The following is a 26761-nucleotide window of genomic DNA, read 5'->3' as shown; positions in this document are numbered from 1 at the left end:
GGGTTTCAGTTGCGGGCGAACTCGTCGGCGAGGGACCAGAGGGCCTTGTTGAGCCGCTGGCCTTCATTCAGGCCAGAGACGGGGCGGGTGCGGTTGCGCCGGAATCCGGCGCCCTCGGTATGCCCGAGGTAGCGGTCGCCCCCGCGCATCAAGTGCTCCTGAACCACGTTGAAGGTGGTCCAGAGATCAGTGGCGGCGTCGCCGTAGCGCACCGGGGCAATCAGCTTCTCGGGTTTGAGGAACTGCGTCACCGGCTGGGTGGCATCCCAGCGCAGAGTCAGCGCCCGGCGGGCGAATTCGATCCGGGACGCCTGCGAAAGCTGCACGCCCTGCCACCGGGCGACGGCCTCCAACATGCGCGGGGTGCTCTCGGCCACGGACTGCGCGGCCTTGGCGAAAGCGTCGGCGGACACGTCCACATGCCGGATGGAGACGTGCGCGAAATCCGTATCCGCCACGGTCAGCCCGTTGCGGCAAACCAAACGGTAGAGGCCGGCGTCGATGCGGTAGGCGCGGCTGCCGTCGTGCGCGTTTTGCAGGATCATTTCCGGGCGGGTGGAGCCGACCTGAAGCGCACCGGCGTCCAAGTCGTCGCGGCGGGCGAAACGAAGCTCGTGCATCTGGAAACCGATGCGGTCCTCCAGGCGCACGCGCTGTTCGGAGGCCTTGACGGGAAGCCACCCCTCGGCGCCAAGCAGGGCAACGACCTGCGCGGTGGACACAAAGGTGTAGCGGGCGGAAACACCGGGGCGGGCGTGCTCGGCGAACACCGAAGGAGCGGCGCGGCGGAGATCATCGGAAGACAGCGCCTGAAAGGCGCGGGAGGGTGAAACGATAGCGGACGTATTCATGATGTTGTGGGACTGATGCGCCCCAACGAGGGCGCGGGGAGTAGCGGGCCGCGCTACGCGGGCCCCTACCGGAGCCGAACCGAAAAATCGGCCACCCCGGAGGGACGCCGACGTGAAGCCCCGTCCGCACAAGGTGGAGAGCGAAGCGGACCTTGAGGCGCGGACGGGCGGGAGTGCGCAGCGCGACGCCCGCCAGCCGGTGCAGGGGCTAAACTAAGGCTTCCCTCTGGGTGTGGCTTTGCTGACTGCGGATGCGTGAGCGGCGCGCAGAGAGCGAGCACCGCAAGCCCAGCGGCGTTTGAGCGTCTAAAAATGGCGGGCGCAGCCGGCTGACTATCCCTGTCGGTCGATCACGCGCAGGTGCGGTCGCGGCGTGGAGGCGGGAGGCCGTGAGCGAAGGGAGGAGTCGGCGCCGCCGTGAGTGTGGCAAGGCCGCCGGTGTCGTGGACGGATGCTTGCGGACGGAAACGATCCTGACGAAAGGTCGTGCTTGGACGACGTATCGCCAGAGGCGGCCGGCAAACGGGAGGCAAGCCGTCTCCGACCGCAGCGAGAAGGCCGTTAGCCGCAACATAGCGACCGCACCGAAGCGGGAACCGCTGGAAACATTCCGGCCTCCGCCGGCATCGGGGCGTTGCGGGGTGTCCCCGCTAGAATGGGGAGGGCGAGACCCAGGCTCGACCGCGGGGAAAGGCGTTTCCCCGGATGGAGAATCGGCCTGAAATGTAACAATAGAACGTTTGCGAGGCCCGTTACTTGATTGTAACTAAACCGTCACCATCGCCCCTTGTTTTGACGGCTCAGCCGTTTGGGGTGCAGCCAGAGCATTCCGTTTCCATGACAAAGAAAGCCAAAAACCCAGCTCAACCCTCCAAGGCCGAACAGGCCGTCGAGACAGCGCAGGCACAGGTCAAAGCCGCCAAGACCGCCTTGAAACAAGCCCGAAAGGGACTGAAAGCCGCGAAGGCGGCTCGCAAGGCCGCGAAATCCGCGAAGCCGGCGAAGAAACCGAAAAAGACCAAGAGCTGGGCTTGCCTCGATTCTTCGGACAGTCGGTTAAGGGATAATTAGTTTGTATGTTTCAATGCGGATTCAAACGCAACAGGGCTTTGGTATCCAAGGCTGGAGTGGAGCCGGGTGCGGTTATAAAACGTCTCAATATAATCGAAGATCGCGGAGCGAGCCTCGGCTTTGGTGGCGAAGCGGCGGTGGTAAACCACCTCGTATTTCAGGCTGCTCCAAAACGATTCGATGAAGGCGTTGTCGTAACAGTTTCCCTTCCGGCTCATGGAGGCCACGCAGCGACGCGCGGCCAAGGCGGAGCGGTAATCACCGCTGGCAAACTGGCTGCCCCGGTCCGAGTGCACGATCAACCCGGGCGCGGGTTTGCGCTGGGCAAAGGCCATTTGCAGGGCCGCCACGGCCAGCCTGGCGTCCAGGATGTCGTGCATCGCCCAGCCAACGATCCGACGCGTATAGACGTCGAGCAACGCGACCACATACAGCCAGCCTTGGCCGGTCAGCACGCAGGTCGCATCGGTGGCCCAGGCTTGGTCGGGACGGTCGGCCACAAAGCCACGCAACCGGTTCGCGGCGATGGGGTCGCCATGACGGCTGTCCGTGGTGGCAACTCGGTATTTGGAGCGCTGCCGTGCGTGCAAACACTCCTGCCGCATCAGCCGGGCCACGCGCTTGCGACTGATCCGACCACCCAGCGCCCGTGTCATGCGCGGACTGCCGTAAGTCTTTCGACTGCGCGTAAATTCCTCACGGATTTGCTGCCGCAACGCCCGGTTTTGCCGCTCGCGCGGTCCGGGCGCATGACGCCGATCCAACCAGTCGTAATACCCGCTGCGCGAGACCATCAGAGCTTCGCACAGCCAGCTCACTTTGTATTCGCCGCTCATGCGTTCGATCCGGGCATACCTCTCGGCGGCTGTTCGCAGAGGATGCCCAGCGATTTTTTTAAGACTTCACGCTGCTCCAACAGCTTCGCGTTTTCCTCGCTCAATCGCCGGATCTGCGCCTGCAGCTCCGCCACCTGCGGCACGGGCTTTTCCGTCGGAACGGTGCCGTGCTCGGCACCGTTCCGACGGACCTTGGCCCACCGGTATAACAACGGCGCCCTGATCCCCAGTTCCGCGGCGACCTTCGCTGCGCTCCGGCCGCTCTGCCGCCACAACGCCAATGCCTCCTCTTGATATTCCTTGCTGTAAGTCGCACGGCTCCTCGCCGGCTTTTCCAATTGGGTCTTCATCTGTGTTTCCTTTCGCTTTTGACCCTCAACCCCTGTCCGTCAATTCGGGGCAACCTCAAGCTGATCCTTTCACCGGATCGGCACGGTTCGTCCATGCGCAGTGACTTGAATGGACGGGAAAACGATCCGACCCAGTCAGCTTCGGACCGATTCTATCCTCATTCGCTCCCTGAGCTGGGTTCGCCTGTTTATCCAAAGCCCCTTTATCCGGGCTGGCCTGATTCCAGATCGTAGAGCATCCGCCAGATACGGTCGAGCTCGCCACGCTCGACCACCTGCAAAGGCGTCGATCCGTCGAAAGCAGAGTTGGGCTGTTTCAGCCAGCGGCCTACTTGCGCCGGCTCCATCACACGAGCCAGTCCATCGAGGAGGCGATCCATCTCCACCAACGCCTTTTCCTGTTTGGCCGACGGCGGTTCGCCCTGACTCCATTTCGCCACCGAGCGAGGCGAAAACCCGGTCAACCGCACGAGCAACGGCTGGGGCAGGCGGAAGGTGTTTCGATAGTGCTGGAGCAGACCGGAGTAATCATGCGCCCCGCGGTGGGCGAAACGGAACGTGCCGGCCAGCGCCGGCCTGGCAGAACGCTTCCTGGTCTTGAGTGCGGTTGCCATAATTATGCCTGTAATAAAACCTGCATTTTTGCAGGATTCAAGCTCTCAGCCTCACCCCCAGCCGGCCGCCCGTTCACGGTTTATCGGGCCGAAGCAGCCGGATGTTCTCCTGGAGCAGGATCGCAAGGACTTCGGGGTCGTCGGCCAGTTTCCCGGTTCCCGTCGTGATGTGCAGCTTCCCGGAGCCGACGCCGGGCTTGTCGAAAAGAGCGACGCAGCTTTCGGGGGTGTTCAGTCGCGAGGTGTAAACAAGGCCGTCGAGGTCGTCCTTGTGCAGCATGATCGCTTTCGCCCACGCTTGGGTGCAGGCGTAGGGAGCCCGGAAGGTGGCATCATCGGCGGCCATTGCGCGGAGGGTCGAAGCCTTGCGGACATCGAGCACGCGGAGCGGATTTGTATCCATGATAGAAATACGTTTCCAGACACGTTCAGCCAGCAGCTTCTCGGGCATCGACCGGGCCTTGACCGGCTGGTCCTGAAGTTCCTGGCCGAAGCGTTCCCAAAAGGCGGTTTCCTTCCGTTCCGCGATGTAGAGGACGCCGAACGGCTGGTCCGGGCGGCTGAATCGCGCTTCCTCGCTCCACGACCAGTCCGCCTCCGGGGCATCCTCGTGCGAAATGCGCCAGAAGTCGCCGTGCCAATCCTCGACGACCGGGCCGAGATCGCGCTCCGAAAAGTCCGCCGGCGGAAGCCTGGGGTCGCCTCGCTTCGGCATGTTCATTCCGCAGTCAGCCGGCGCAGCGCGCGATGAATGGCGGTCCCGGCCTCGGGGTCCTTCGCCCGGACCAAATCCATGAGGCTCCGGTTCCCCAGGGAACCGCGAGGCGTGAAGATGAAATGAAGCGCCGGGGCGCCGTTGCCGAGGCCCTTGACGATGTCGGCGGCCCAAGGCGCCGGTTTCCGCCCCTCGAACTGGTCGAGCGGAAACACAAAGGGGTCTGTTTCGGCGGGCCGGAAGGCGATCACTTCTCCGCGGTCCTTGAGCCGGTGCAGAGTCGAGCCGGGAATGCCGAACCGGGCCTGCACGGTCGCCGCCTGGCCCATGTGCTCCCAGTTCTCGCGGACGAGTTCGGCGATGGCCGCATCGCCCTGGATGCGGAGCACCTGCTTGGTCCACTCGGGCCGCGATGTGGTTTGGTGCAACTCTTGGCGGACCGCGCTGCTGAGCAACTGGACCAAAGTAGCCATGCGGGTTTTTTCCGGGATCAGCATGGCGATGCCATTGATCACGATCTGGTATTTTTTGACCTCGGCCCCGACTTCGGGTTCGAGGTCAGTATCTCGGTAAACCGTGGATTGGGACATGTCTTCTATATGAGAAGAGACTTACCATTTGTCAAGTCGGAGGCAGCATCATGCTTCGTCGTCGGTGCATCCAACCGGTCCAGAGCCGCCCCCAAACTGCGCATCAAAACCTCCAAACTATGAGGAGGTTCCATTTGTTCCACCCTGGCAATGGCAGGTTGCTGGGACGCTTCCAAGGCAGCGGGCCGGGCTGGTGTTTTCATTGGCCCCCTCCTCACTTCCGCGCCGCGCCGCGGACGAAGGCTTTCAGATCGGCGTGGTTCTCCGGCGTGAGAAACAGGAAAGGCACGTCGAAGGTTTCGTAGCGCTGCCGTTCGATGCCGGTGATCTCCTCGACGCCGATGGCGAGGATAGTGTCCGCCCACCCGGCTTCGCGCAAGGCGCGCACCACGCGCAGGCCAGAACCCTCCGCCGACTGGTGATGATCGACGATGACCACGTCGAAAGGGGCGGACTCCGCCTTTGCCTTTTCCGCCAGTGCGACCGCCTGCGCCGCGTTGTCGGCGTAGGTCCACACACAGTCCACGTCCTGCATCAGATACCAGGCCACCTTGCGCGACAGCCAGTGGGACTCCACGTAGAGCAGGCGCAAGGGGGAGACTCGGGAATGAGCGGCGCCGACGGCGGCGTCAGGCTGGCGGGGCGGTTCATTCATCAGGCGGTCTTCGGTTCGGCTTCGGGGAAAAAGATCGCCGCATTGTCGGCGTGGTCGTGGACGCCCTCGTCGGCCAGCGACTGCAAGATCGCCAGCAGGAGTTGCGTCTGCCGTCCCAGCTCGGAGAGCTGGTAGTCGCGGTGACGCGGGTGCTGGGTGCGGGTGCGTTCGACCAGCCCGCAATACATCAGCAGGTGCAGGCAGGCACCGACGCTGGCGCCGGGCAATGCTTTGACCCAATGCACGAACTGTTCGCCGGCGAACTCTCCCGCGGGCAACTGCGCGAGCAGCGCCATCGCCCCGCGCAGGCGCAGCAGCCGGCGAACGACCCAGGCACCGCCGCGCCGTCCACCGCAGCCGTTGTCCTGACGCGCAGGGGGAAGTGATTTGCGACACAAGGCGTCGAGCCGCCGGAGTTCGGTCTGCAAGATGTCCAGCAACCGGCCGCCCTCCGCGGTCAGCGTGCAGGGGCTTCGTTCCCTGGAGCCGTCCGACTCCAGCCGTTTGAGCAGACGGGCGCGGACCAGCAGTTGGACAAGCTGGGTGGCGGTCCCCGTCCCCAAACCGGGAACCAGGCGGGACAGGTCGGCGGGACGGCGCGGCCGCGCCCGGAAGCGGCGAAAGGCGAGCAAATAGTTCCGGCGGCGCAACAGGTAATCGAGGGCCTTCCAGAGACTCACAGCGGGCGGCTCATTTCCCCTCACCCTGCGGCCCTCCGGTCGCGACCCCATACGTCCACCACCGGGGCTTTGAGGAAGAGCTTGAGCAGGCGGAGCAGATCGTCGTCGTGCACATGGATGGCGACCAGGCGCAGCAGCGTCTGGTAGGACCCGCGGTTCATCATGCCTCCTCTCCCCTCGATGTCGAAGGCGTCGAAACCGTAGCTGCCGCTGCGCACGGTCGCTCGCACCGCAGCCAGCGTGCGCACATGCACCGGATCATTTTCCGAGCAGACTTCGGACAGCACCGCGTCCAGCACCAAAAACAGCGCCGTGTGGACGACGCGGTCCTTGAGGAAGAGCATCAGCCGGGGCCGGTGCAACTGGCTTTTGATGAAACGCGACACGGTGCCGAGCCGGTAACGCCGGCTCTCCAGCTCGTGCTGGAGCGTGTCGATGAAAGTGCCTTCGCGGGCGGAAGATTCCCGCGGGCGGGGTTTGCAGTCGGCGAGCATGGCGGCCAGCACGAAGTAGCTGGCCGCGCCGAGCACTTCGCGGCTGCACAGGATCGGGTAAAGAGGCGGCCCCGCCTTCGACTTGGGCGCAAAGGCAGCCACGGAGTCCGGACACACCGACCGGAGAAGCGGAAGCGTATTGGCGATCATGGCGAGGGCGGGGCGAAGGGTTTGCTCAGAAACTGAGCGAGGCGCGGAGATGGAACGTCGTGTCGTTCTTCTCCGTGAGGTTCGGGTTGGCCGAGTTGGCGTCCCTCAACGCGACACCGAAGGCGGCGCCGACCGAAAGGGTCTGGCCGTAGCGGTAGTCCAGGCCGGCCCCGAAGGAGGCGAGCTTCACGTCGGGCGAGCCGTCGGATTCACCATAGCCGTAGTCCAAAAAGAAATACGGCGAGAGCTGGTCGCGGCCGGGGAAGAGCGCGACGGAGGGCAGGCGCAGCTCGTTGCGGAACACGAAGCCGCGGTCGGCGGCGCCGTCGTCGGTGGTGTAGCCGCGGGTGGCATAAAAACCGCCGGGGGCGACCTGCTCGGTGTCGGGCAGGTCCGCGGAAGAGAGCGTGCCGCTGAACTGCGCCACCCAGGTGAGGCGGCCGCCGAGCTTGGTCACGCGGGTGACGTCGAGCGAGCCATAGACATACTTGGCGTCGCGCCCGCGCAGTTCCCATGCGTCCTCGTCGGTGCCGGGGTTGGCCTTGATCTTGAGGTCGAAGCTGGTGGAGCCGAACTTGTCGGGGATTTGATGCGCCCAGCCGGCGACGAACTGGAGCACATCGGCCTCGTTGCTGCCGAGGGGGATTCCGAGCAGGTAGGTCTCCTGCTTGTTGCGCTTGAACTCGACGCCGAAGGTCAGGTCGCCGAGGTAGTGGCCGTCGAAGAGGTTTGAGACCGCCGTGCGGTAGAGGATCGGCACCTCGAAGGTCGTGCTGTCGGTGCGCAGCGTCAGGCCGGGCAGGAGGTCCTGCTCCTGCCGGGTCGCCACGTAGTTGCCGAGGATTTCCAGCGCCTGACGGGGAGCCAGAGGAATGGTCACGCGGCCCGAATGGCTCAAGTAACGGGGACGGTCATCCTCATCGAGGGTGATGCTGCCAGGCTTGCGCCAGAAGTCGGTGTCACCGGTGAGCTGATACGAGATCAACGTGTTGTTGAGCGGCTTCAACACCGCGGCCGCGCCGAGGAAGTAGCGGTCTTTTCCGGTCGAACGCGTGCCAGTGTTGGAGTAGCCGGCAAAGACCTGCCAAGGTTTTAGCTCGGTGACGGTCAGTTCGAGGTTGCTGGTGCCGAGTTCGTCGCCGGCGGCGAAGGTGCCCTGCACCTGCCGGTAGGGGTTGCGGTTGAGCCAGTCGAGATCCTCCGAGAGTTTTTTGGCGTCGATGCGCTCACCGCCCGTCAGCCGCAGGTCGGATTCGAGAGGACTGGCGACGGCGCCGTTGACCTCGACCTTGCCGAGACGGAACTCGACCACGCGCAGTTGCAGCGTGCCATCGGTGGCGTCGTGGGGCGGCAGCGTCACCGAGACGAAGGGATGACCCGAGTCACGGTAAATCTTGGCGACGGCGGCCTGCGCGTCGCTAATGAGCTTGCGGCTGAGCGGACGGCCAACGAAGGGCGCGAGCGCCTGCTTGAGCGCGGCGGGATCGGCGGCGCCGATGTCGCCGATCTGCACGCCGCTCGCGGGCGAGCGGCTGGCGCCTTCGGCGGGGCCGAGCAGGCGAATACCGGAGACGGTCGCGCCGAGCGGCGTGGCGTCAGTCGAACCGGGCTGGAGGCTTTGCTGGTCGAGTTGCAGGGCCGAGCCGGCGGCAGGCCGAGGCGGAGCGGGCGGCTCGTTGCGTTCGATGACTTGAGCGTGGGTCGAAGCGACGCCGAGCGTGAGGAGGAAGGTGGCGAGGGCCAAGGGCCGGACGCCGCGTTGGGTGGCAGGTGTGAGGTTCATTAAAGTTTACGGAAGAAGGTGAAGTTGAAGGGAGGGGGCCATGCGGGCGGCGGGGCGTAGATCGCCCCCGCCGCCCGCACGGAAGACAGCTCAGAGCGAGCTGACGCGGATGTAGGGGCCGAACTGGCGGAGGTTGTCGGGGTCCACGCCGTTCGAGGGCTCATTGGTGAGCGAGCCGGGCGCGGGCGGCGGGGCCACCTCGTTGACGAGGCCCTGTGTGCGCTCGGCGGCGTTCTCCGAGGAGGTGTTCGCCGAGCCGCCTTCGATGACGCGCGGCGTCTGCTGAAACACGACGATGCTCTGGATCACGCTGCGGGCGATCTGGTCGGCATCCTGGCCCTCGAAGGCCGGGTGGTTGGCGATGATGTCCGCAATGTCTTCCACCGTGGGAATCCCCGGTCCGACCGGGATTTCCGGGTCGGTCGGGCCAACGGGCGCGGTCGTCACCGTCAGCGCCGTCGCGTTGCCGGCTGCCTGCGCGAACGTGTAGTTTTGCGCTTCGAGCCCGCCGCCATTGATGGCGTAGACGCCGGGCGCGCTGCTCACATCCGCCGGGCTGGTCCAGGTGAGCGAGCCGGTGGTCGCGGTGGCGAGGGTTTCGTCGGCCACGAAGCCGGTCACGCTGCCGGTGAAGGCCGGATTGGCCGCACCTTGCACGCGGCTGGCCGCGTTGGCGAGGTAGGTGAGGACGGCCTTCTCGATCGCCGCAGTGGCCGCGAAGGTCGCGTCGGCGAGGACGTAGTTGTTCCCGTCCGTTCCTCCGAGGGTGTAGAGGCCGGCCACGTCCTTCGACTCGCCCGCGTTCTGGTCGGCGTAGGCCGCGGCGAGCGCCACGGTCACGGCGTCGGAACCGATCAGGCCGGCGAGGCTGCCGTGCGTGAGCACTTCGATGGCGGTGGTGCCGTCATAGATTTTGCTCGCGGCGACCGTGCCGGACGTGCCGAGGGTGATTTCCTTCGGCGTGATCGAAGCCGTGCCGGTGAAGGCCGCACCCGCGAGGGTGTAGTTGCCCGCGTCCGCACCGCTGGTGGCGTAGGTGCCGGTGACAGTCTTGCCGGTGCCGGCGTTCTTGTCGCCGTAGGCGGCGGCAAGCGTGAGGGTCACGGTGTCGCTGCCGATCAGGCCGGCGAGGCTGCCGTGCGTGAGCACTTCGATGACGGTGGTGCCGTCATAGACTTTGCTCGCAGCGACGGTCCCTTGCGTGCCGATGGTCAGCGTAGCGGGGGTGATCGTGGCCGTGCCGGTGAAGGCGTTGCCGCTCAGGGTGTAGTTGCCCACGTCGGCACCAGCGATGGCGTAGAAGCCGGTGACTCCCTGACTGCCCGCATTTTTGCTGGCGAAGACGAGGTTGCCGAGCGTGAGGGCGACGGTGTCGCCGTCGATCAGGCCGGCGAGCGCGCCGTGGGTGGCAGCAGTCGCGTCGGTGGTGCCGTCGTAAACCTTGCCGTTGACGGTGCCCTGCGTGCCGATGGTCAGATCCTTCTGGCTGATCGAGGCGGTGCCGGTGAAGGCCACCGCGCCCGGAGCGAGGACGTAGTTGCCCGCGTCGTTGCTGGTGAGAGCGTAGCTGCCGGTGACACTCTTGCCGTCGCCCGCGTTCTTGTCGGCGTAGGCGGCAGTGAGCGCGAGGGCCACGCTGTCATCGTTGACCACGTTGGCGAGAAGGCCGTGGGTGAGGATTTGGATGTCGGTGGTGCCGTCGTAAACCTTCGTCCCAGCGACCGTGCCTTGCGTGCCGAGGGTCAGCACGCGGGGCGTGATGGTCAGCGAGCCGTCGGTGTGGCCGGTGGCGGCGAGGCGGTAGTTTTCCGCGTTGTCGCCGATGAGGCTGCCGATGGTCAGCGTGTAGCTGCCGGCGTTGAGCAGAGCGTCGAGCGTGACGGTCGCGCCAGCGCCGTTCTTCACGGCGAGCACGCCGGTGACGGTGTCGGCGTCGCCGCCAATCAGGCCGTTGAGCGTCCAGGTGATCGTGCCGGGCGTGTCGCCGTAGCTCCAGGTATAGGGGGAGCCGAAGGCGTAGGTCACGTCGGTGAGCACAGCCTGCACGGTGAGGGTGCCGGGCACGTAGCTGATCGTGTAGTTGCCGAGGCCGCTGCCGACCGCATCGCTGACGGTGATGGCGTAGGGGCCGATGGCCGCGCCGGCAGCCGCGCCGTCGCTGGCGAGGGTGGCGGAGGTGACGGCGTCGTCGTTCTTGAGGCCGGTGACGGTGAACTCGGTGCCGGCGAAGGTGAACGCCTGGCCGTGGTCCTTGGTCTGGTTGCTGGCGGTGACGGTCAGCGCGGCGGGCGTGACGGTGAGCGCGCCGGGCGTGTAGGTGATGTCGTAGTTGGACAAACCGCTGCCAGCGGCATCCGAGGCGGTGACGGCGTAGGCCGTGCCGCCGTTGACGCCGGCAGTGGCCGCTGCGCCGTCGCTGGCGAGGACCACGCCGGTGACGGCGTCGGTGCCGTAGAGCTGGCCGGCGGTGATGCTGAAATGCGTGCCCAAGAGGCCCGCCAGCGTGTATGCCTCGCCGTAAACCTTGGTCAGGTTGCCCACGGTCAGTTCGAGCGGAGCCCGGTTGACTGTCAGCGAGCCGGGCGTGTTGCCCTCGGCTGCGATCCGGTAGCCGGAAGCGTCGTCGCCCACGAGGCTGCCGATGTGTAGAGTATAGCTGCCGGCATTGAGCAGGGCCTGCGCCGTCACGTCGGTCCCTCCTTGCCGGATGGCGAGCACGCCGGTAACAGCGTCGCCTCCTTCCACGCCGTTCAGCGTCCAGGTGATGTTGCCGCGGTTGTCGGCGCCGTAAACCCAACTCGTGACCGCGTTGCCGGAGAAGTCGTAGGTGACTTCCTGCGCGGCGGCACCCGCCACCGTGAGCGTTCCGGGCACATAGGTGATGGCGTAGTTGGAGGTGACATTAACCGGATTTTCCGTTCCCCGACCGCGAAGGATGAGCGCATTGGCTCCGACGATGTCGTAGGTGCCGATGGCGGCATCGGCAGCGAAGCCCGCGCTGGAAACGGCCAACTGGTCAACGACCTCTCCGTTTTTCAAGCCCTCGGCGCTGGCGAGCCATGCCGCAGTCGCGCCTTCTTCCAAGCTGGGAGCGCCGAGGAGGGCGCCGAAGTCCTTCGGCAGGTTGACAAGCGTAAGCGTCAGGGGGGCCTTGTTGATCGTGAGCGCTCCGTCGGTGTTGCCGGTGGGCAAGAGGTAATACTTGTCCGAGTCGGCGCCGGTGAGGCCGCTCAACGAGAGCGAATAGGTTCCGGCGTTGAGCAGGCTGTTCCAAGTCACAACCTGATTGGAGCTGTTTTTCACCTGCAAGACGCCGGAGACGGCGTGCGTCGGGTCGAGTGTGAGGGAAAGAGCTGCGGATAGGGTGTAAGTGGGCTGACCGGCCGCGTTGCCGTAAACCCAAGAGAACGGACTATCGAAGAAGTAGTTGAGCGGTGTGGCGATCGGTTCCGGCCCGCCCGTCACGGTCAAGGTGCCGGGCACGTAGGTGACGGCATAGTTCGCAGTAACGTTGGTGGAGGTTCCACGGCGAATAGAAAGGAGCGGATTCGTCGCCTGGGTAATAGGATAATAGCCGTTAGCAGCGGAACTGGTGAATCCGAGGCTGGCCAGGGTGAGGCCCAAAATCGTTTCCTCGTTTTTCAGACCGACCGCATTCGCTATCCAGGCGAGAGCGCTCGAACCGGAGACACCAGCGATGTTGGTTCCCTTGGTCTTCTCCTGATTCACAAACGTGATCACCAAGGGCGCGGGAGAAATCGTCAGTTGCGCGGTCGTATTGCCTGTATCGGAAATCCGATAGTTGGCCGCACCTTCGCCGGTCAGGCCGGCGATGACGAGGGTGTAGGAGCCCGCGTTGGTCAGGGCGCTGAGGCTTACGCGGGAGCCGTTGGCGTTCTGGAGATTGACCACACCGCGCACAGTATCGGTGGCGTCGCCTTGCAGGCCGTTCAGGATCGCAGTGAGGCCACCGGCACCAGCGCCATACACGAGGTTCAAGGTGGGCTGGGAGAAGGCATAGGTTACGGGTCGCCAGACTTCGTCCACGTTGTAGCTGCGGCTGCCGAAGACTTTCAGCACCGGGAAGGGCGATAGAGAGCCGGGAGCCACCCATTGGCTTGAGTCAAACCCGGTAAAGCTAGCGAAATTAGCCAGTTGCGATTTGGTGAGCCCAACAAGGTTGGACTGCGTGCCATACGCTTCGCTGCCGAACGCGTTGTTCGATGTCTGCGTGGTTTCCCAATAACTATTCCGGACGACGCCATCCCATTGCGTCCCGACCAAGGCTCCGACGAAGGATCGTGTGCTTGGAGTTCCTGCTTCGTGTATTTTTCCGGTGAAGAAGGACGATTCGATTGTCCCCAGTGACCAACCAACGAGGCCACCGACGCCCGCGGAGGAAGGATCGGGCGTAGTGAGGAAGCCTACCTCTATGTCGGTAGCGACAAAAGAATTTCGGATGGTTGCATCGGCCAAATACCCCACTAATCCCCCGACGCCGGGAAAGCTATCGGCCGTATGGACTGTGATTGTAGTGCCAAATACATAAACATTATCGAGGACGGCTTGGGCGTCCACATAACCGGCGATGGCACCGGTCGTGCCACCTCCTGTGCCACCACGAATGGTTCCACCGACCAAACCAAAGTTTTTGATCGTGGCCTCACGAACCACAGCAAAAAGCCCATCATAGTGTGAGCCGGTAACTGCTCTACCGAGGTAGATATTTGAAATTACATGCCCCTGCCCATCGAACACCGGCGCGGTAAAGCCGATGTAGCTACTATCGTCACCGATCGACTGGAAGCCTTCGAAAGTTCCGCCGACATTCCACTCCCAAGTCTCGCTCGCGTCGATGTCGCGGCCGAGTGCATAGCCGAAGCGGCCGGATGCGAATGCAGTCTGTCCCGCACGCGCGCCCGAGGTGTTATTCTGGATATTCTGGAGGTCGTAGATGTTGTTGACGAGCATAAGCGCGGTCCACGGGGTGCCGGCGCCGATGTTGGGCGCGAAGTTCTCGGTGGGCGCGACATAGCTCTCGCTGTTGACGTTATAGCGCACGCTCTCGTCGAGCGCGGTGTTGACGGAGGGGTTGAAGAAGATCGTGAGGCCGCCGGTGGCGGTGACGAACCTGCCCTCGGTGATGGTGACGGTGCCGGTGCTCTTGCCGCTGTTGTCGGCACGGAGGATGACGGAGCCGGAGCCGGCGTTGATGTCGGCATTGACGATGACGTTGTTGTAGGCGCTCAACTCAAGGCTGTTACCGCTGCTCCATTCGAGGGCAGCAGCGACGGTGATGTTGCCGGCCTGTTCGCCGGGGCTGCCTTCGCCGCCGGTGGTGACGAGGACATTGGCGGAGCCGAGGGCGGCGATGAGATCGGAGGCACGGAGGATGGAGCTGTTGCCGGTGGGGGTGAAGGTGCCGCCGGTGAGGCTACCGTTGGACGTGGCGCTGCTGCTGATCGTGATGTTATAGGGGTCGAGGAGAAGCGAGCCGGTGGCGCCGTGAGTGGAGCGGAGGTCGGCGGTGCCGGTGTAGGCGAGCAGGTTCTTGCCTGATACTTCGGCAAAGCCGCCGTCTCCGGTGAGGCCGAAGGCTTGGGCGGAGAGGTGGCCGGCGTAGGTGGTGAGGTCGTCGGCCCACACGACGATGTCGCCGCCGCTGCCGGTCAGGCCGTCGGCGCGGAGGAGCGAGCCTGCCTCGACCGTTGTAGTGGAGGCGGTGGCGAGGGCGTGGTCGGCGAAGTTGTTGGCGGGGTTGATGCCACCCTGGTAATCGCCGCCGAGGAGAATTTTTCCGCCAGTCGCCCCCGAGGCGTCGAGAGTGGCGGCGGATTTGACGGTGATCGTGTCGCCCGTGGCGATGATCGAGCCGCCAGCCTTGGCGGCGGAGGAGGCGTCGATGTTGCCGGCGAGCTCGACGGTGCCGGTGGAGCCGGCATCGAAGACGATGCGGCCGCCGGAGAGGTCGAGGTTGGTGGCCTTAATGATACCGGCGGTGTTGCCGGCGAGGGCGTAGATGTTGCCGCCCTGGGCGCGCAGCTCGGCGGCAGCGGCCTCAATCACGCCGGAGTTGATCGCGGCGGTGTCGGACCCACCGATGCGCACGGTGAACCTGCCGTCGTTATGCGCGTAGTCGCGCACGAGCACTTCGTAGCCGGCGGCGAGCGCGGCGGTGCCCCTCGGGGCGGTGAGCGATCCGGTGTTCTCTACGCGGCGGGCGATGAGGGCCACATCACCGCCGAGGGAGCCGATCTTGCCGGCGTTGATCACGACGGCGTCGCTGGCACCGGAAAAGAGGAGGTCGCCGCCCGCGAGGAAGGCGGAGTTGGAGACGTCGTGGGTGGAGGCGATGAAGGAGCCGCCGGTGTTCACGCGGCCTTCGCTGCCGACGACAATGCCGGCCTGGTTGACGAGGAACACGCTGCCGGTGGCGGTGAGCGAGCCGTCGATGTGCGAAGGCAGCGCGCCGGTCACGCGGTTGAGGGTCGCGCCGGAGCCGTTGGCGAAGTGCACGCCGGCCTCACGACCGATGGAGAAGCCGCCCCAGTTGATGATCGCGGCGCGGGAGCTTTGGTCGATCTGGAGGTGGTTGGGACCGGTCTGCGAAATGGTGGCAGAGCCGGAGACGACCTGGCCGCCGGTGGGCAGCGCGGTCGAGGCCAAGATGTCGGCGGGGAGCGTGCCGGCAATCAGAGTCGTGAAGGTGAGCCCGGACAGGAGGCAGGCGAGTTGTTTGCGGTATTTGCGGTGGTTCATGATTGGGAGTGCGGCGAAGTTGCGCAGATGAAGTTGAGGATCGGGTCCGAGTGGTGGGTTTGGTTATGGATTGGAATTCAGGCGGGAAAAAATGCGGATCAGAGCTGGCTGACGCGGGGGCTGCGGGGGATGCCGTCGCCGGCCTCGATGTCACCGCCGTAGCCGATCACCTGGATGGTGAAGGTGGACGGGACATCCTGCGGCGCGGTCTGCGGCGGGGGCGTGAAGGTCTGCTGGGAGATCGCGGACGTGGCGGCGGAGGCGGCGGCAATGGCGCCGGTGTTGATCGCAGTGGAGGGCACGCCGAGCGAAGCGCCGCCGACCTGGATGTTGTCGGCCCCGCGCACGGACTGCGCAGCCACCACGATGTTGCCGCTCACACGGATGCCGGCGTCGCCCGCATCGACGGTGCCGCGCGGGGCCATCAGGTAAACGTCGCCGGGCTCGCCGCCCGCGCTGCTGATGAGCGTGCCGATGCCGCTGCCGGCGGTCTCGCCGGTGAACTCGATGGTGAAGCTGCCGCTGGCCGCATCATAAACGATGCGGGGCGGCGGGGCCACGGCGGCGGTCTTGGCGCCCTTGCCGGCGTTGATGTCCCCGTTGGACGACCAGATGACGATGTCGCCCCCGCCGATGGCGAAAACGCGGGACTGGTTCACGACCATGTCGCCATCGAGGAAGATCGAGACGTCGCCGCCGCGCAGGGCGAGGATGCCGAGCTGGTCGGCGGTCTTGAGCGCGGAGATCGTCTTGCCGTTGCTGGTGATGCTCGCCGTGGAGCTGAGGTCGGGGCCGACGACGGCAAGGCCGCCGTCGATGGAACCGCCGGGGACCATGAGGTCGATGCTGCCATCGTAGATGGACTTGATCTGGCTGTAGCGTAGCGAGAGATCGCCGGCGTAGGGGGTGACGTCGCCTTCGTTGAGCAGGGCGTAGAAGCCGTTGTGCCAGGCGTTACGCTGCTGCTCGGTGATTGTCGGGTCCTGGAAACGCGCCCAGGCACCGGCGAGGTCGAGCGAGGCGTTACCCGTCTGCTCACGCATGTAGGCGAGCAGGTCGTCGGCATAGAAAAGCGCGGAGAGGGCGTCGAAGCCGGGGTTGTATTTGGTGGGCTCGTCGCTCTCGGCGGCAAAGGTGCCGACAGCGGCCAGCTCCTTGTAGAAGACTTTCCGCACGAAAGCGGCACGCACGCCGTCCGGCAGGTCCTGAAAGGCCAGCCAGGCAGCGGAGGCATCGAGGGTGTCGTCGCCGGTTTTTTCCCGCATGTAGCCGAGAAGGTCCGTGGCGTAGTTGCGGATGCCGGCGATGCGGTTGGCGGGGTCGAGGTAGAGCGAGGCGAAGGCGGCGTAGTCGGGACCACCCGCACCCGCGCCGACGGTGAGGGCGATGTCCGCGCTCTGCGTCTTGGAGAGATACGGGTTCATCTGGTTGCCCACGGCCTGGATGCCGGCGCTTTTGTTGAGGTCGAGGTGGCGGCCGGCGGTGACTTCGAGGCGGCCGGGGCCGCCGACGCTGATGACGTTGCCGTCGGGCCAGCCGCCGAGGCGCAGGACGCCCTGCTGGCGGATGTCGCGCCCGGCCTGGACGATCGTGGTCTGGTCGTCGGTGAAATTCTGGCCGAAGAACAGAAGGTCGATGATGTCGCGCCCGGCACGGATATAGGTCGGCTTCGGCATGACGACGCTGAAGGCGGCCTGCGCGTAGCCTGGGTTCCATTGCCCGTCGATGTCACCCTCGCGGGCGTAGATGCGGACGGGGTTGGCATCGTCGGCGCGGTAGAGGCTGGCGGAGTGGCTGAGGGCGCGATCCACCACGCCGGTGTAAGCAGGCAAGGGCTCGCGCAGGCGCAGCGCGAGCTCGTCCCAAGTCGCCACCGGCCGAAGCGCCGTGGGCATGGCGGTCGGGTCGGCGTCCGACATGACGAGGCCGTAGCCTTGATCGTAGAAGTTGGTGGTATTGGTGAAAGCCAGCGTGTCGAGGTCGATGGAGCCGGCGGCGAGCAGATTGAGATCGCCTCCGGCCTGCGGGTAGAGGAGGACCACCGCGTCAGAGCCGTTGCCGATCCGGATGTCTCCGTTAAAGGCCACGGCCTCCACGGTGCCCGGATAGAGCATGGACATGAACCCAAAGAGAACTCGGCTTTGCTGCCCGCCGGTGCTAAAAGAAAAGTTGGGGGGCGTGGACACGACTCGACCTGGGGCCAGACCGGAGTATCCCTTCAGGCGAACATCACCGGCGATCGAGGAGACGGAGAACGCACTGTCGTCGGCGTAGGTCGAGAACAACGCCGACAGGCGGGAGCCACCGACGCCGAAGAGAGTTGGGTTGAATACCCAGCCGATGTCGGCATCGCCGCGGACGACGATGTCGTAGGAGCCTTCGCCGACGGCGAAGATGTTTTCGAGGAAGTAGCGGTTGTTGGTCCGGGTGGAGCCGCCGGCAAGCCGGTCCACGCGGTCGGTATTCAACGGAGCGCCGACGAGGCTGCCGCCGATGCGAAGCCCGGCGTCGCCCTTGCCGTTATAGAAGATGCCACCGAGCACATCGCCGCCGGTGGTAATGCGGATGTCGCCGCCACCCCAAGTTTCGAGCACGGCGTTGGCGGGCGTGCCGGTTACGCGGCCGCTGGTGGGAGCAACGACTGTCATTGAATCGAGATTGCGGCCGGCGCCGATCGCGATGTCGCCGCCGCCGAGCGTGCCCACGCCTTGGCTGAATGTCGTGTCACTCCAGCCACCGGTTGGCAGGTCGATGCCCCAAGCCGGCTGCGTGGTGTAGGCGGTGCCGGCGGCATTGAGCGCGCCTCGGCGCCACTGCCAGTCGGTGACGAGCTGGTTGCGCACCACCTGCCGGCCGTTGCTCTGGCCGCCGGTGTTGCTGAACAGGGTCAGGTCGCGACCAGGGCCGCGCACATCCCGGCCGGCGGCGATGCGGATGGAGCCACCGCCGCTGTTGCCACCATCGGTGGCTTGGGCGCGGCGGCCGGCCGTGTAGAGGTAGCCGTCGGAAAAGTCGTTGAGCCGGGTCCAGGTGGAGAAGTTGGTGCCGCGCAGCATGAGGGCGTCGAGCGTGGCGATCTCCCGCTGGCCGGTAGGTTGCCGGTAGCGGACAAAGGTGCGTTTCAGTTGAACATCGCGGGCAGCGCGCACGTCGATGTCACCGGTGCCGGTGGCGACGGAGCGGAGGATGCGCACATCGCCGGTGTCGGCGAGGTTGAAGAGCGGCTGGACGGCGAGCGGATCAGCGGACGCGAGGTCCGAGCCGCCCACAAGACGCAGCGACCACGAATGCGGCCGCGAGTCGAGCGCGGTCAGCGATTCGTTCAGCACCAGATTGCCGGCGGCGCGCAGGGTAAGCGTGCCATAGTCGCCCGCAGCGGAGGCGGACAACGTCCAGGGGGACTGCGCGGGAGCGACGGAGTCGTAAGGGATGGGTGCTCCGAGAGCGAGGTCGCCCTCCGAGCGAACTTCGACGCCGGTGACGAGGTGGAAGGCCGCGTCATCGGTCCGGCCAAGGCGGGCGAGCGTGGCGTCCTTGTGCGCGGCGAGCCAGGCGGTGGTGTCGGCCCGGATCGTATTGATGAGGGAGGAGTCGATAGTGGCGACATCGCGCGTGACGGTCGCGCCGGTGACGTAATCGGTGACGACTGCGGTGGAGACCGCCGGGAGATCGTAAATGCGCACGGCTTCGGCGTCGATGCGGCGGGCACCGGTGATGGTGCCGGAGGCGTCGGTGAGGCGGTAGTCGCTGGTTGTCTCGTCGAGCCCGGCGCGGAGGGTGACGAGGCCGCCTTCGCGGGAGCCGATCACGTCGATGGACGCGCCAGCTCGGAAGGCGAGGTCGCCGCCCGCGCTGACGAGTTCCACGCGCCCGCCCTGGCCGTCGGTGGCGATGGCGGAGAGCCGTGCGCCGGAGGCGACCGTGAGATCGTCGGCGGCGATCAGGCGGATGGAGCCGGGCTTGGCACCATCGGCGATGAGCGCGGCATCGGACGCCACGGTGAGGCTGCCGGAAGCGGCGACGATTTCCAACTCGTGGGTGCGGGTGGTGCCATCGACGGTGAAGTCGCCGGAGCGGAGGTTGAAAGCGCGTTTTTGCGCGAAGCCGCCGGCGTTGAGCGAGGCGTTGAGGCCGGCGAAGTCGGCCACGGTGCCGGCGTCGAGCGAGAAGGAGCCGCCGCGGGCCGTGCCGAGGAGGACGAAGGAGCCTTCGGGGGTGGTCACGGCAAGCGTGCCGGCGTTGCCATCGGCAGAGCCAGCGGAGACGTCGAGGAGCGCGCCGGTCTCCACGATAACGTTGCCGGTGTGCGAGACGAGGGAGAGAGTGCCAGCGGGCACGGTGCGGGTGACATCGAAGAAAGTTTCGACGCGACCGGAGGCATCGAGCGTGCTACCGGCGCCAATGAGCAGGTCTTCGACCGCGTCGAGCGAGAGCGAACCGGAGCGCAGGTCAATGCGGCCGGCGTCCACCGCGACGGTCCGGCCAAAGAAGGAGACGCTGCCACCGAAATCGGCCTCGGTCGCAGGCGCGGCGGCGGAGCGGCCGGCCAGCGTGAGCGCGCCGCGGGTGACAAGACCGTGGGTGGCGTTGCCACTCGCGGAAATGCGCGGGGCGGTGACGGTGACATCGACCGGCGCCGCCTCCGTGCCGACGGCTAGGCTGCCAACATTCTCGAAGCGCAGGTCGGCAGCGGTGAGAGCGACCGAGCCAAAGCCGAGCAGACGGCTTTCGCCAGCAGCGAGCGTGAGAGTGTCAGCGAGGACGGTGAGGGAGCCCGCAAGTGGGACATTCTCGGTGAAGGCGTTGCCGCCGGTGTTGCGCAGGGTGACGGACTGGCCGCGCAGGGTGACATCCTCCGCGCCACGCTGCACGAGCGCCGCGCCGTCGAGGATCAACTCGGCGAAGAGCGGGTCGCCCGCTTCATCGGTCAGTCCGAGCGCGGGCACGTCGTAGAAGTCGATGGCGCCGTAGCTGCGCAGGACGAGGCGGGTGGTGTCGGCGAAGCCGGCGAGCGTGTCGGCGCCGACGATGAAACCGCCGGCGCCCTCGGGCGCGCCGCCCAGGCTGATGACACTGGAGGCGACCTCCAGCGAGGGGGCGCGCAGCGCGGCGTCGCCCGAAATCACGGTGTCGAAGGTGGCGTCAAGGAGGATGGCGCCGGAGGCTTGCAGGGAGGCGCCGCCGCCCACGGTGAGCACGCCCAAGGTCGGTCCCTCGGCGGCGGCGACATCGACGCGGGTGAGGTCGAGCGCGGCGTTGGACACGCCGACAAAAGCGCCCATGCCGGTGCCCCGCGCCGCCTGCCCTTCGTCCGGCATCGTGCCGATGCGGAGCGGCAGGACTTCGCCCGTGACCGCACCCTCGGCGCGGATGACGCTACCCTCGGCCAGCTCGATGACGCCGGTGCCCTCCAACGCCTCGCCTGCGATGACGGTCTTGGCAACGAGCAGGACCTCGGGCGCGACCAGGGCGGATGCCTCGTCGTTGGCGACGAGCACGCGCTCGGCGACCGTGGCGATGACGATACCGTCTTCCGTGACGGTGCGGGTGCCGCCGAGCAGGAGGCTGCCGGCCCCGAAGCGCGAGAGGGCCGCGCCGTCGAGATTGACACTGTAGTCGTCGAGCGGGTTCGCGCCGGAGGCGAGGACGGCGATGGAGTCGGCGGCGATGTCGATCAGCGCGCCGCGACCGCCCTCGCCCGCTCCCGTGCGGGCAGAGCCCTCCAGACCGAGCGAGCGCCGGGCGTTCAGCACGAGCTGGCCCGCGTCCACCGGGAGGCGTTGGATCAGTTGATCGCGATTGGCCGCGTAGGCGGCGAAGAAGGCGTTGCCGGTGTGCTCGGTGTATTCGGCGAAGTTCCGAACCACGCCGGCCGGCATGACGTTGAACGTGGAGGCTCGGCTGTCGCGCGTGCCGGTGAGCGAAGAGGCGAAGTAACCGGAAACCAGATACGAGCCGTCGGGCCGGGCATTGGCGGTGCCGACGGGCAGGTCGCTGGAAGCCTGCCGCACGGTCACGCGGAAGGCGCCCGGAAGCAGGGCATATTGGGCCGGCAGCAGCGTGTAGTAGCCGGCGGCGAGGCCGGGCACACCGGAGAGCCAGACTTGGGAGCCGGCGTCGATCCCGGCGGGCGCGAGCGCGGACTGGAGCGAGGGGACGACCGCATACACGCCGGTGCCGGCGAGGAGGTCGCGGGAACCGCCGGTGCCGGGGACGAACTCGGCCGCGGTGATGTCGCCGCCGCCGGAGAGGTCGATCACGGCACCGGCCTGCACGTCGATGTCGCGCGCGGCGACCGTCACCCGCTTGTCCGGCGCGGCTTCGAGGAGCCAGAGAGCATCCGTGCCCGTAATCGATCCGCTTCCGCGGCCAAACCAATTGCCGTTGATGACATCTCCGTAGGGAATCGACAGGCCCTCCAAAGAAACGGACGTGAGGCTGTTTTCCCCGAACGTGACAGTGCCGACAGGTCCGGCGTCGAACGTGATCTGGCCGAGGGGGGCGCGAACGGTGCCGTTCTGCTGGATATTGGCCGCCGTCACGAGGAGGCTGCCGCCAGCGGACAGCGGGGCCGATCGGTCAACCGACGCGGTCGGCGACTCGAAGACGACATCCGCGGCGGGGGCGGTGATCGCGGCCGGCACGCCCGAGGCCGGATAGAGGCGGGCCGCCGAGAACGTGAGGGGTGCGGACGCCCGCAGGTCGGACACCAGCGCAAAGATGGCGTCGCTGAGAGCGCTTCCAACGGACCCAAAGCGGGAGGCACCCACGAACCGGATGTCGCCGGTGCTGTAAAACCCGGCGGCACCCACATTGGACAGGACGGTGTTGCCGGCGAAGTCGATTAGATCCGCCTCCACCCGCAATTCGCCTGGACCGGAGGAGGCCGATGGCGAGGTGGAGCCGCTGGCGATGCCATCACGAACGATGCCGGTATCGCCCAGAGAAACCCAAGGAGCCGCCACCGTGGCGGCGGGCGCGCTCACTTCGGGCGTGGCCTCGACGCGAAGGAGCGGCGTGTCGAGCGCGATACGCCGGCCCGCCTCCAGGCGAACGTCGCCGCGGAAGGTCACCCCGGTCATGGCGGTCAGGTCGAGCGTGGAGAAACCGGACTGCGCCAGCGTATCGGCCGAAAGGAACGCCTGTCCCAAAGAGGATGTGAACGCATCGCCCGGCCGCAGGGATTCGGGGAGCGCGGCGTCGGCGTCCTGTCGGACAACCAGCGTGCCGGTGGTGGCGCCACCAAAAGCCCCCGCAAGCGAACCCGCGACGACCGTGAGACTACCGTTCTCGGCCTCGGGCACGAGCCCGGCGGCGCGATAACTGCCGTCGAGGTAGCCACCGTCGCGCATCCGAATGGTGACAAAGCCGGCATCGCTCCACACCTCGACCGGCGCGGTGGCCGGCACGCCGGTAACGGAGGATGAAACGGACGGAGCGGAGAGCGCGGCCAAGTCGAGCGTGGCAAGGCCGCCGGACACGTCGATCAGCGAACCGGCTTCCGTGACCACACGGCCGGCCCGCGACGTATCGAGAACCACGCTGCCGCCGGACAGCACCTCGCCGGTGCGAAGGCCATGCAAGTTGACGGAGGGCAGCCATGCTCCAGGCGCGAGCAACTGCGCAGTGGAGGTCAGCCAGACCGCACGGTCCTGACGCTGCGGCACCAAGGAACCGAGATTGCCCTGATTCGGCAAGATGACGCGGGCGTCGATGGTCCCGCCGGGGGCGCGGACCGTGCCGGCGACAACCACCTGATCCACCGCGCCCAGCGATACCGAGCCGCCGAGCCCAGAGTCGATGACACTGCCCTCGGCCAGAGTGAGAGTGCCCCGGTAGTCGGTTGCCTGATAGGTGGCGCTGGTGGTGGTGATGACATAACTCCACCGGACGGAACCGGCGGAAAGAGAGAGGCTGGCGGATTTGCGGTGTCCCTCGGGCAGAAGGGTGAGCGCGCCGAGGGTGCCGGGAGCCGCGCCGGTGGCGAACGAGGCAGGGTCGAGGATGAGGCGGTTTTGCGCCGCGGGGGCGACGTGCGCGTCGCCCTCAACCGAGAGTGAAGCGATGCCGTGCAGGGAATAATCGGCAAAGCCGCCACGCCGGAAAAAGGCGTCGTCGAGCCAGAGGGTGGCGCCGGCGGGGTCTTCGGAAGGTGTGCCGACTTGGATGGCGCGATGGGTGAGCGAGAGGCTACCGCCGCGGCCGGCGGAGGTCGTGGTGGCGAGCGCATAGCCGCGCAGGCCGTCATAGGTGGCAAGGCCGTCGCCGAAAAGGATGTCGGTGGCACCGATGACGATGGAGCCGGCATTGCCGAGGCGGGAGAGGCTGCCCCTGGTATTGACGTAGCCGCCGCCGGACACGTCGATGACGCTGCCTTGCGCCAGGGTGATGACGCCGCTGGCGACGCCCTCGCCTTCAAGCGAAGGCAGGCTGTTGACGGGCGTAAGCTCGTTGGTGAGGAGGCTGACGGTGCCGCCGTGGACGGCGAAGGGGGCATCCACGTTTCCCGTGAAGGCGTTGACCCACTGGCCGCTCACATCGAGCACGGAGGATTCGCCAAGGGTGATCGCCAGTGGCGGACGGGGTGCCGAGGATTGGGTCGAAGTGGAAAAAGGCGGAAGGTCGGCATAATCGGCCCGCAGCGTGATCGAGCCGCCAGCGGCCCGGATCGTGCCGTCCACCGCGATCTCGCGGGCGGCCAGCACGGCGGAGCCGCGCGCGCCCAGGTCGAGCGTGACGCCTTGGGCCACGCTGATACCTTCGATCGCATATACATGGAGCGAGCCGACGCCGCCCTCCGCCAGCATCCCGGTGGAAAGAGCGGTGCGGAAATCGTCGGCGAGACGATCCCCGAAAGAAAAGTCGTCATCCAACCGAGCGCCGTCCGAGACGATGTCGGCACCGGTCAGACGGTAGTCGAGCTGCCAAGTGGGATTCGAGCGGGTGGCGCCGGCATGGCCGATGACGAGCGCCCCGCCGATGGGCGCGGCGGAGTTGCCTACCTGCCGTTCACCAAGGGTGACATGGGCGTTGATCTGCCCGTCGAGGGCGACGCGCTGGGCATCGAGCGAGACGGTGCCGGCGGCCTTGCCTTCGGTGTAGGCTTCGGAGAAGCGCGGGGAGGAGACGAAGGGCAGATAAAAATCCTCGGTGACGCCCCAGCGGCCGTGATCGACGGAATGGATGCCCACGATGCCGGTGTAGGATTCGCCCCAGGTCGCGTTGCCCACATCGACCGTGGCGCCGGAGGCGGAGCGCAGGCGGGTGACTTGGCCGACGGCGGCGGTGTAATTGACGGTGCCGCCGGAAACGTCGAGCACCGCGCCCTCGCGCACCACGATGTCGCCGTAGGCGCTGGCGGTGATGTTGCCTCCGGTAGCGGTGAGTTCCCCGACTCCGCGGCGGAGCTGGTTGATGTAGCCGGTGGCGTCGAAAAGCGGCGAGCCAATCCAGACGCCGGGCCGGCTCTCGATCCATTCGACGTCGGCCATGAAGGGGTCGTCGAAGGTGCCGGTGTCGCGCAGATCGACCCACACTTTCTTGCCGTAGAGGAGATCGTAAAGGAGCGGGTTGTCGCGCAGCTCATTGCCGCGCAGCTCGACCTCCACGAAGTTGCGCGTGCCGTCCGCGACCACGCCGAGACTGCCGGACACGTCGATGAGGGCGTTTTTGCCGATGTAGATGCGGGATGCGCCGCGCTCCGTCTCGCTCTGCTGGGCATAGGGCACCAGCAAGCTGGATACACTGGTCAGGGCGACGTCGCCAGAAGGGGCGACAATGGCGGAATCATCCCCGAGGTGAATCGTCTTCCCGTAGAGATCGACCTGCGAAGGATCGATCAGCGCGGTGGCCGTAACCGTATCGGTGGAGGAATACTCGGGGAGGATGTCGATGACCGTCCCAGCCTCGATGGTCAGAATGCCCGAACGGAGAAACCCGACACCCTCGAAGATACCGTTGTCGTTGAATTGGGCGAGCGCCTCGTCGCGGGCGTGCAGGAAGACGGAGCCGTTGGCAGTGGCCGAGGTGGTGGCGGCGAGGCGGCCGGCGACGGAGACATCCTTGCCGACAAGGGTGATGTTGCCACGCTCGGCGATGATCTCACCGGAGTTGGCGGCAAGGCCGGTGTCGGCGGTGTTGCCGACGACCTCGATCTCCCAGCCGCGCAGGTTGGACTCGGTGCTGGCCTTGAGAAAGGCACGCTGCCCGGCGGCGAGGATCGTCTGGCCGTCGGGGGTGCGGATCGTGCCGTGGTTGGCGACGTTGCCGCCGAGCAAGAAAACACGGCCGGAGGCATCAGTCTCGATGCGAGCGCCGGCCTCGACCTTGATGTCGCCGGGGACAACGCCGGCGACGGCCTGGAAGGTCGGGGTCTGCTGCCAGACAGAGGTGACGAACTCCCGCTGGAAGTTTTCGTCGGTGATATTGAGCGAGGAGGCTGTGAGGGCGCCGACGTTCACTTGGGAGGAACCGCCGAAGATGATGCCGTTCTGGTTGACGATATAGACCTGCCCGTCGGCCTTCAACTGGCCGAGGATTTGCGAGGGGTTGGTATCGGCGCCGGTGACGCGATTGAGGGCGATCCAGTCGGCGTTGCCGCGCTGGTCGAAAGTGAGCGTGGTTTCCTTGCCGATGTTGAAGGACTCCCAGGTGAGGATCGCCTTGGCCTGTTGCTGGACGATGTCCACCTGAGTGCGTGGGCCGTTTTGCGTCTGGACCGGAGCGGCGGCGCCGAGCCAGAGGGAGGAGCCGGGCGTAGCGCCGGGAGCGACGACGAGGCCGCCGGGAGCGAGGCCGTTGGGAACATTCGAAACTGCGGCCTGAGCGGCGGCGCGGGCCACATCCTGAGCGGCGCGCACGGCGGCGACCGATTGCGTGATGCGGGCAAAGGACTGGTTGGCCCCGCCGTGGCTGGCCGGCAACTGCGCCGCCGGGTTGGCGGCGGGAGGAAGGCCCGGCGTGCTCCCGCCGTTACGGGGACGGAACATGTCGTTCCCGCTCGCCGCGGCCAGCGGCAGCACACCGGAAAGCGAAAGACTGAGCTGTGTGGCGGCGAGCGCCCGGATGGCGCGGAAGAGACGGCGGGAGGCGGGAGACATGGCGGGAAGGACGGAAGGACGAAAAGGCGGAAGAGCTGACGGAACGCGGAAGCGCGGAGATGGCATCGCCGAAGGCGATGGCCCCGAAGGGGCTGACTGAATCGGGTGCCCTCA

General features: G+C 66.4%; 13 protein-coding genes. 1 reads left to right on the top strand and 12 read right to left on the bottom strand.

Annotated elements, in window-relative coordinates:
- Nucleotides 1-5: 5 nt before the first annotated feature.
- Nucleotides 6-851 (bottom strand): hypothetical protein, encoded by an 846-nt coding sequence (locus OPIT5_06380; protein ID AHF89903.1) that lies wholly within the window; start codon nucleotides 849-851, stop codon nucleotides 6-8.
- An 837-nt stretch (nucleotides 852-1688) separates the two neighbouring features.
- Here OPIT5_06380 and OPIT5_06375 point away from each other — a divergent pair.
- The gene (locus OPIT5_06375) at nucleotides 1689-1922 is read left to right on the top strand and encodes a histone H1 (GenBank protein AHF89902.1); all 234 of its coding nucleotides are present in this window, start codon (nucleotides 1689-1691) and stop codon (nucleotides 1920-1922) included.
- Here the strand turns inward: OPIT5_06375 and OPIT5_06370 are convergent.
- The 11 genes from OPIT5_06370 to OPIT5_06320 form a co-directional block, all read right to left on the bottom strand.
- Complete coding sequence (locus OPIT5_06370; GenBank protein ID AHF89901.1) at nucleotides 1919-2731, bottom strand: integrase; 813 nt, start codon at nucleotides 2729-2731, stop codon at nucleotides 1919-1921. The genes OPIT5_06375 and OPIT5_06370 overlap by 4 nt on opposite strands.
- A gap of 23 nt (nucleotides 2732-2754) precedes the next feature.
- Complete coding sequence (locus OPIT5_06365) at nucleotides 2755-3108, bottom strand: transposase IS3 (protein AHF89900.1); 354 nt, start codon at nucleotides 3106-3108, stop codon at nucleotides 2755-2757.
- Between the two features lie 203 nt (nucleotides 3109-3311).
- Complete coding sequence (locus OPIT5_06360) at nucleotides 3312-3722, bottom strand: hypothetical protein (protein AHF94142.1); 411 nt, start codon at nucleotides 3720-3722, stop codon at nucleotides 3312-3314.
- Between the two features lie 73 nt (nucleotides 3723-3795).
- Nucleotides 3796-4443 (bottom strand): hypothetical protein, encoded by a 648-nt coding sequence (locus OPIT5_06355; protein ID AHF94141.1) that lies wholly within the window; start codon nucleotides 4441-4443, stop codon nucleotides 3796-3798.
- Nucleotides 4440-5027, bottom strand: coding sequence for a hypothetical protein (locus OPIT5_06350; protein AHF94140.1), 588 nt, complete (start codon nucleotides 5025-5027; stop codon nucleotides 4440-4442). The genes OPIT5_06355 and OPIT5_06350 overlap by 4 nt, the downstream gene beginning before the upstream one ends.
- 214 nt (nucleotides 5028-5241) lie before the next feature.
- Entirely contained in the window at nucleotides 5242-5682 is a 441-nt protein-coding gene (locus OPIT5_06345) for a response regulator receiver (GenBank protein ID AHF89899.1), read from the bottom strand.
- Nucleotides 5682-6413 carry a hypothetical protein gene (locus tag OPIT5_06340; protein AHF89898.1) on the bottom strand — a complete coding sequence of 244 codons (732 nt, stop codon included), beginning with the start codon at nucleotides 6411-6413 and terminating at the stop codon, nucleotides 5682-5684. The genes OPIT5_06345 and OPIT5_06340 overlap by 1 nt, the downstream gene beginning before the upstream one ends.
- Nucleotides 6383-7006, bottom strand: coding sequence for a hypothetical protein (locus tag OPIT5_06335; GenBank protein AHF94139.1), 624 nt, complete (start codon nucleotides 7004-7006; stop codon nucleotides 6383-6385). Before OPIT5_06335 ends, OPIT5_06340 begins: the two co-directional genes overlap by 31 nt.
- 25 nt (nucleotides 7007-7031) lie before the next feature.
- Nucleotides 7032-8789 carry a hemin-binding protein gene (locus tag OPIT5_06330; protein ID AHF89897.1) on the bottom strand — a complete coding sequence of 586 codons (1758 nt, stop codon included), beginning with the start codon at nucleotides 8787-8789 and terminating at the stop codon, nucleotides 7032-7034.
- Nucleotides 8790-8879: 90 nt separating this feature from the next.
- A complete protein-coding gene (locus OPIT5_06325; GenBank protein AHF94138.1) occupies nucleotides 8880-15548 on the bottom strand; it encodes a hypothetical protein in 6669 nt (2222 codons plus the stop codon).
- 98 nt (nucleotides 15549-15646) lie between these two features.
- A complete protein-coding gene (locus OPIT5_06320) occupies nucleotides 15647-26647 on the bottom strand; it encodes a filamentous hemagglutinin (protein ID AHF89896.1) in 11001 nt (3666 codons plus the stop codon).
- Between the last annotated feature and the right edge of the window lie 114 nt (nucleotides 26648-26761).

This window comes from Opitutaceae bacterium TAV5 (assembly GCA_000242935.3).
Classification (GTDB): Bacteria; Verrucomicrobiota; Verrucomicrobiia; order Opitutales; family Opitutaceae; genus Geminisphaera.
This window is presented reverse-complemented; position numbering and strand designations above follow the sequence as displayed.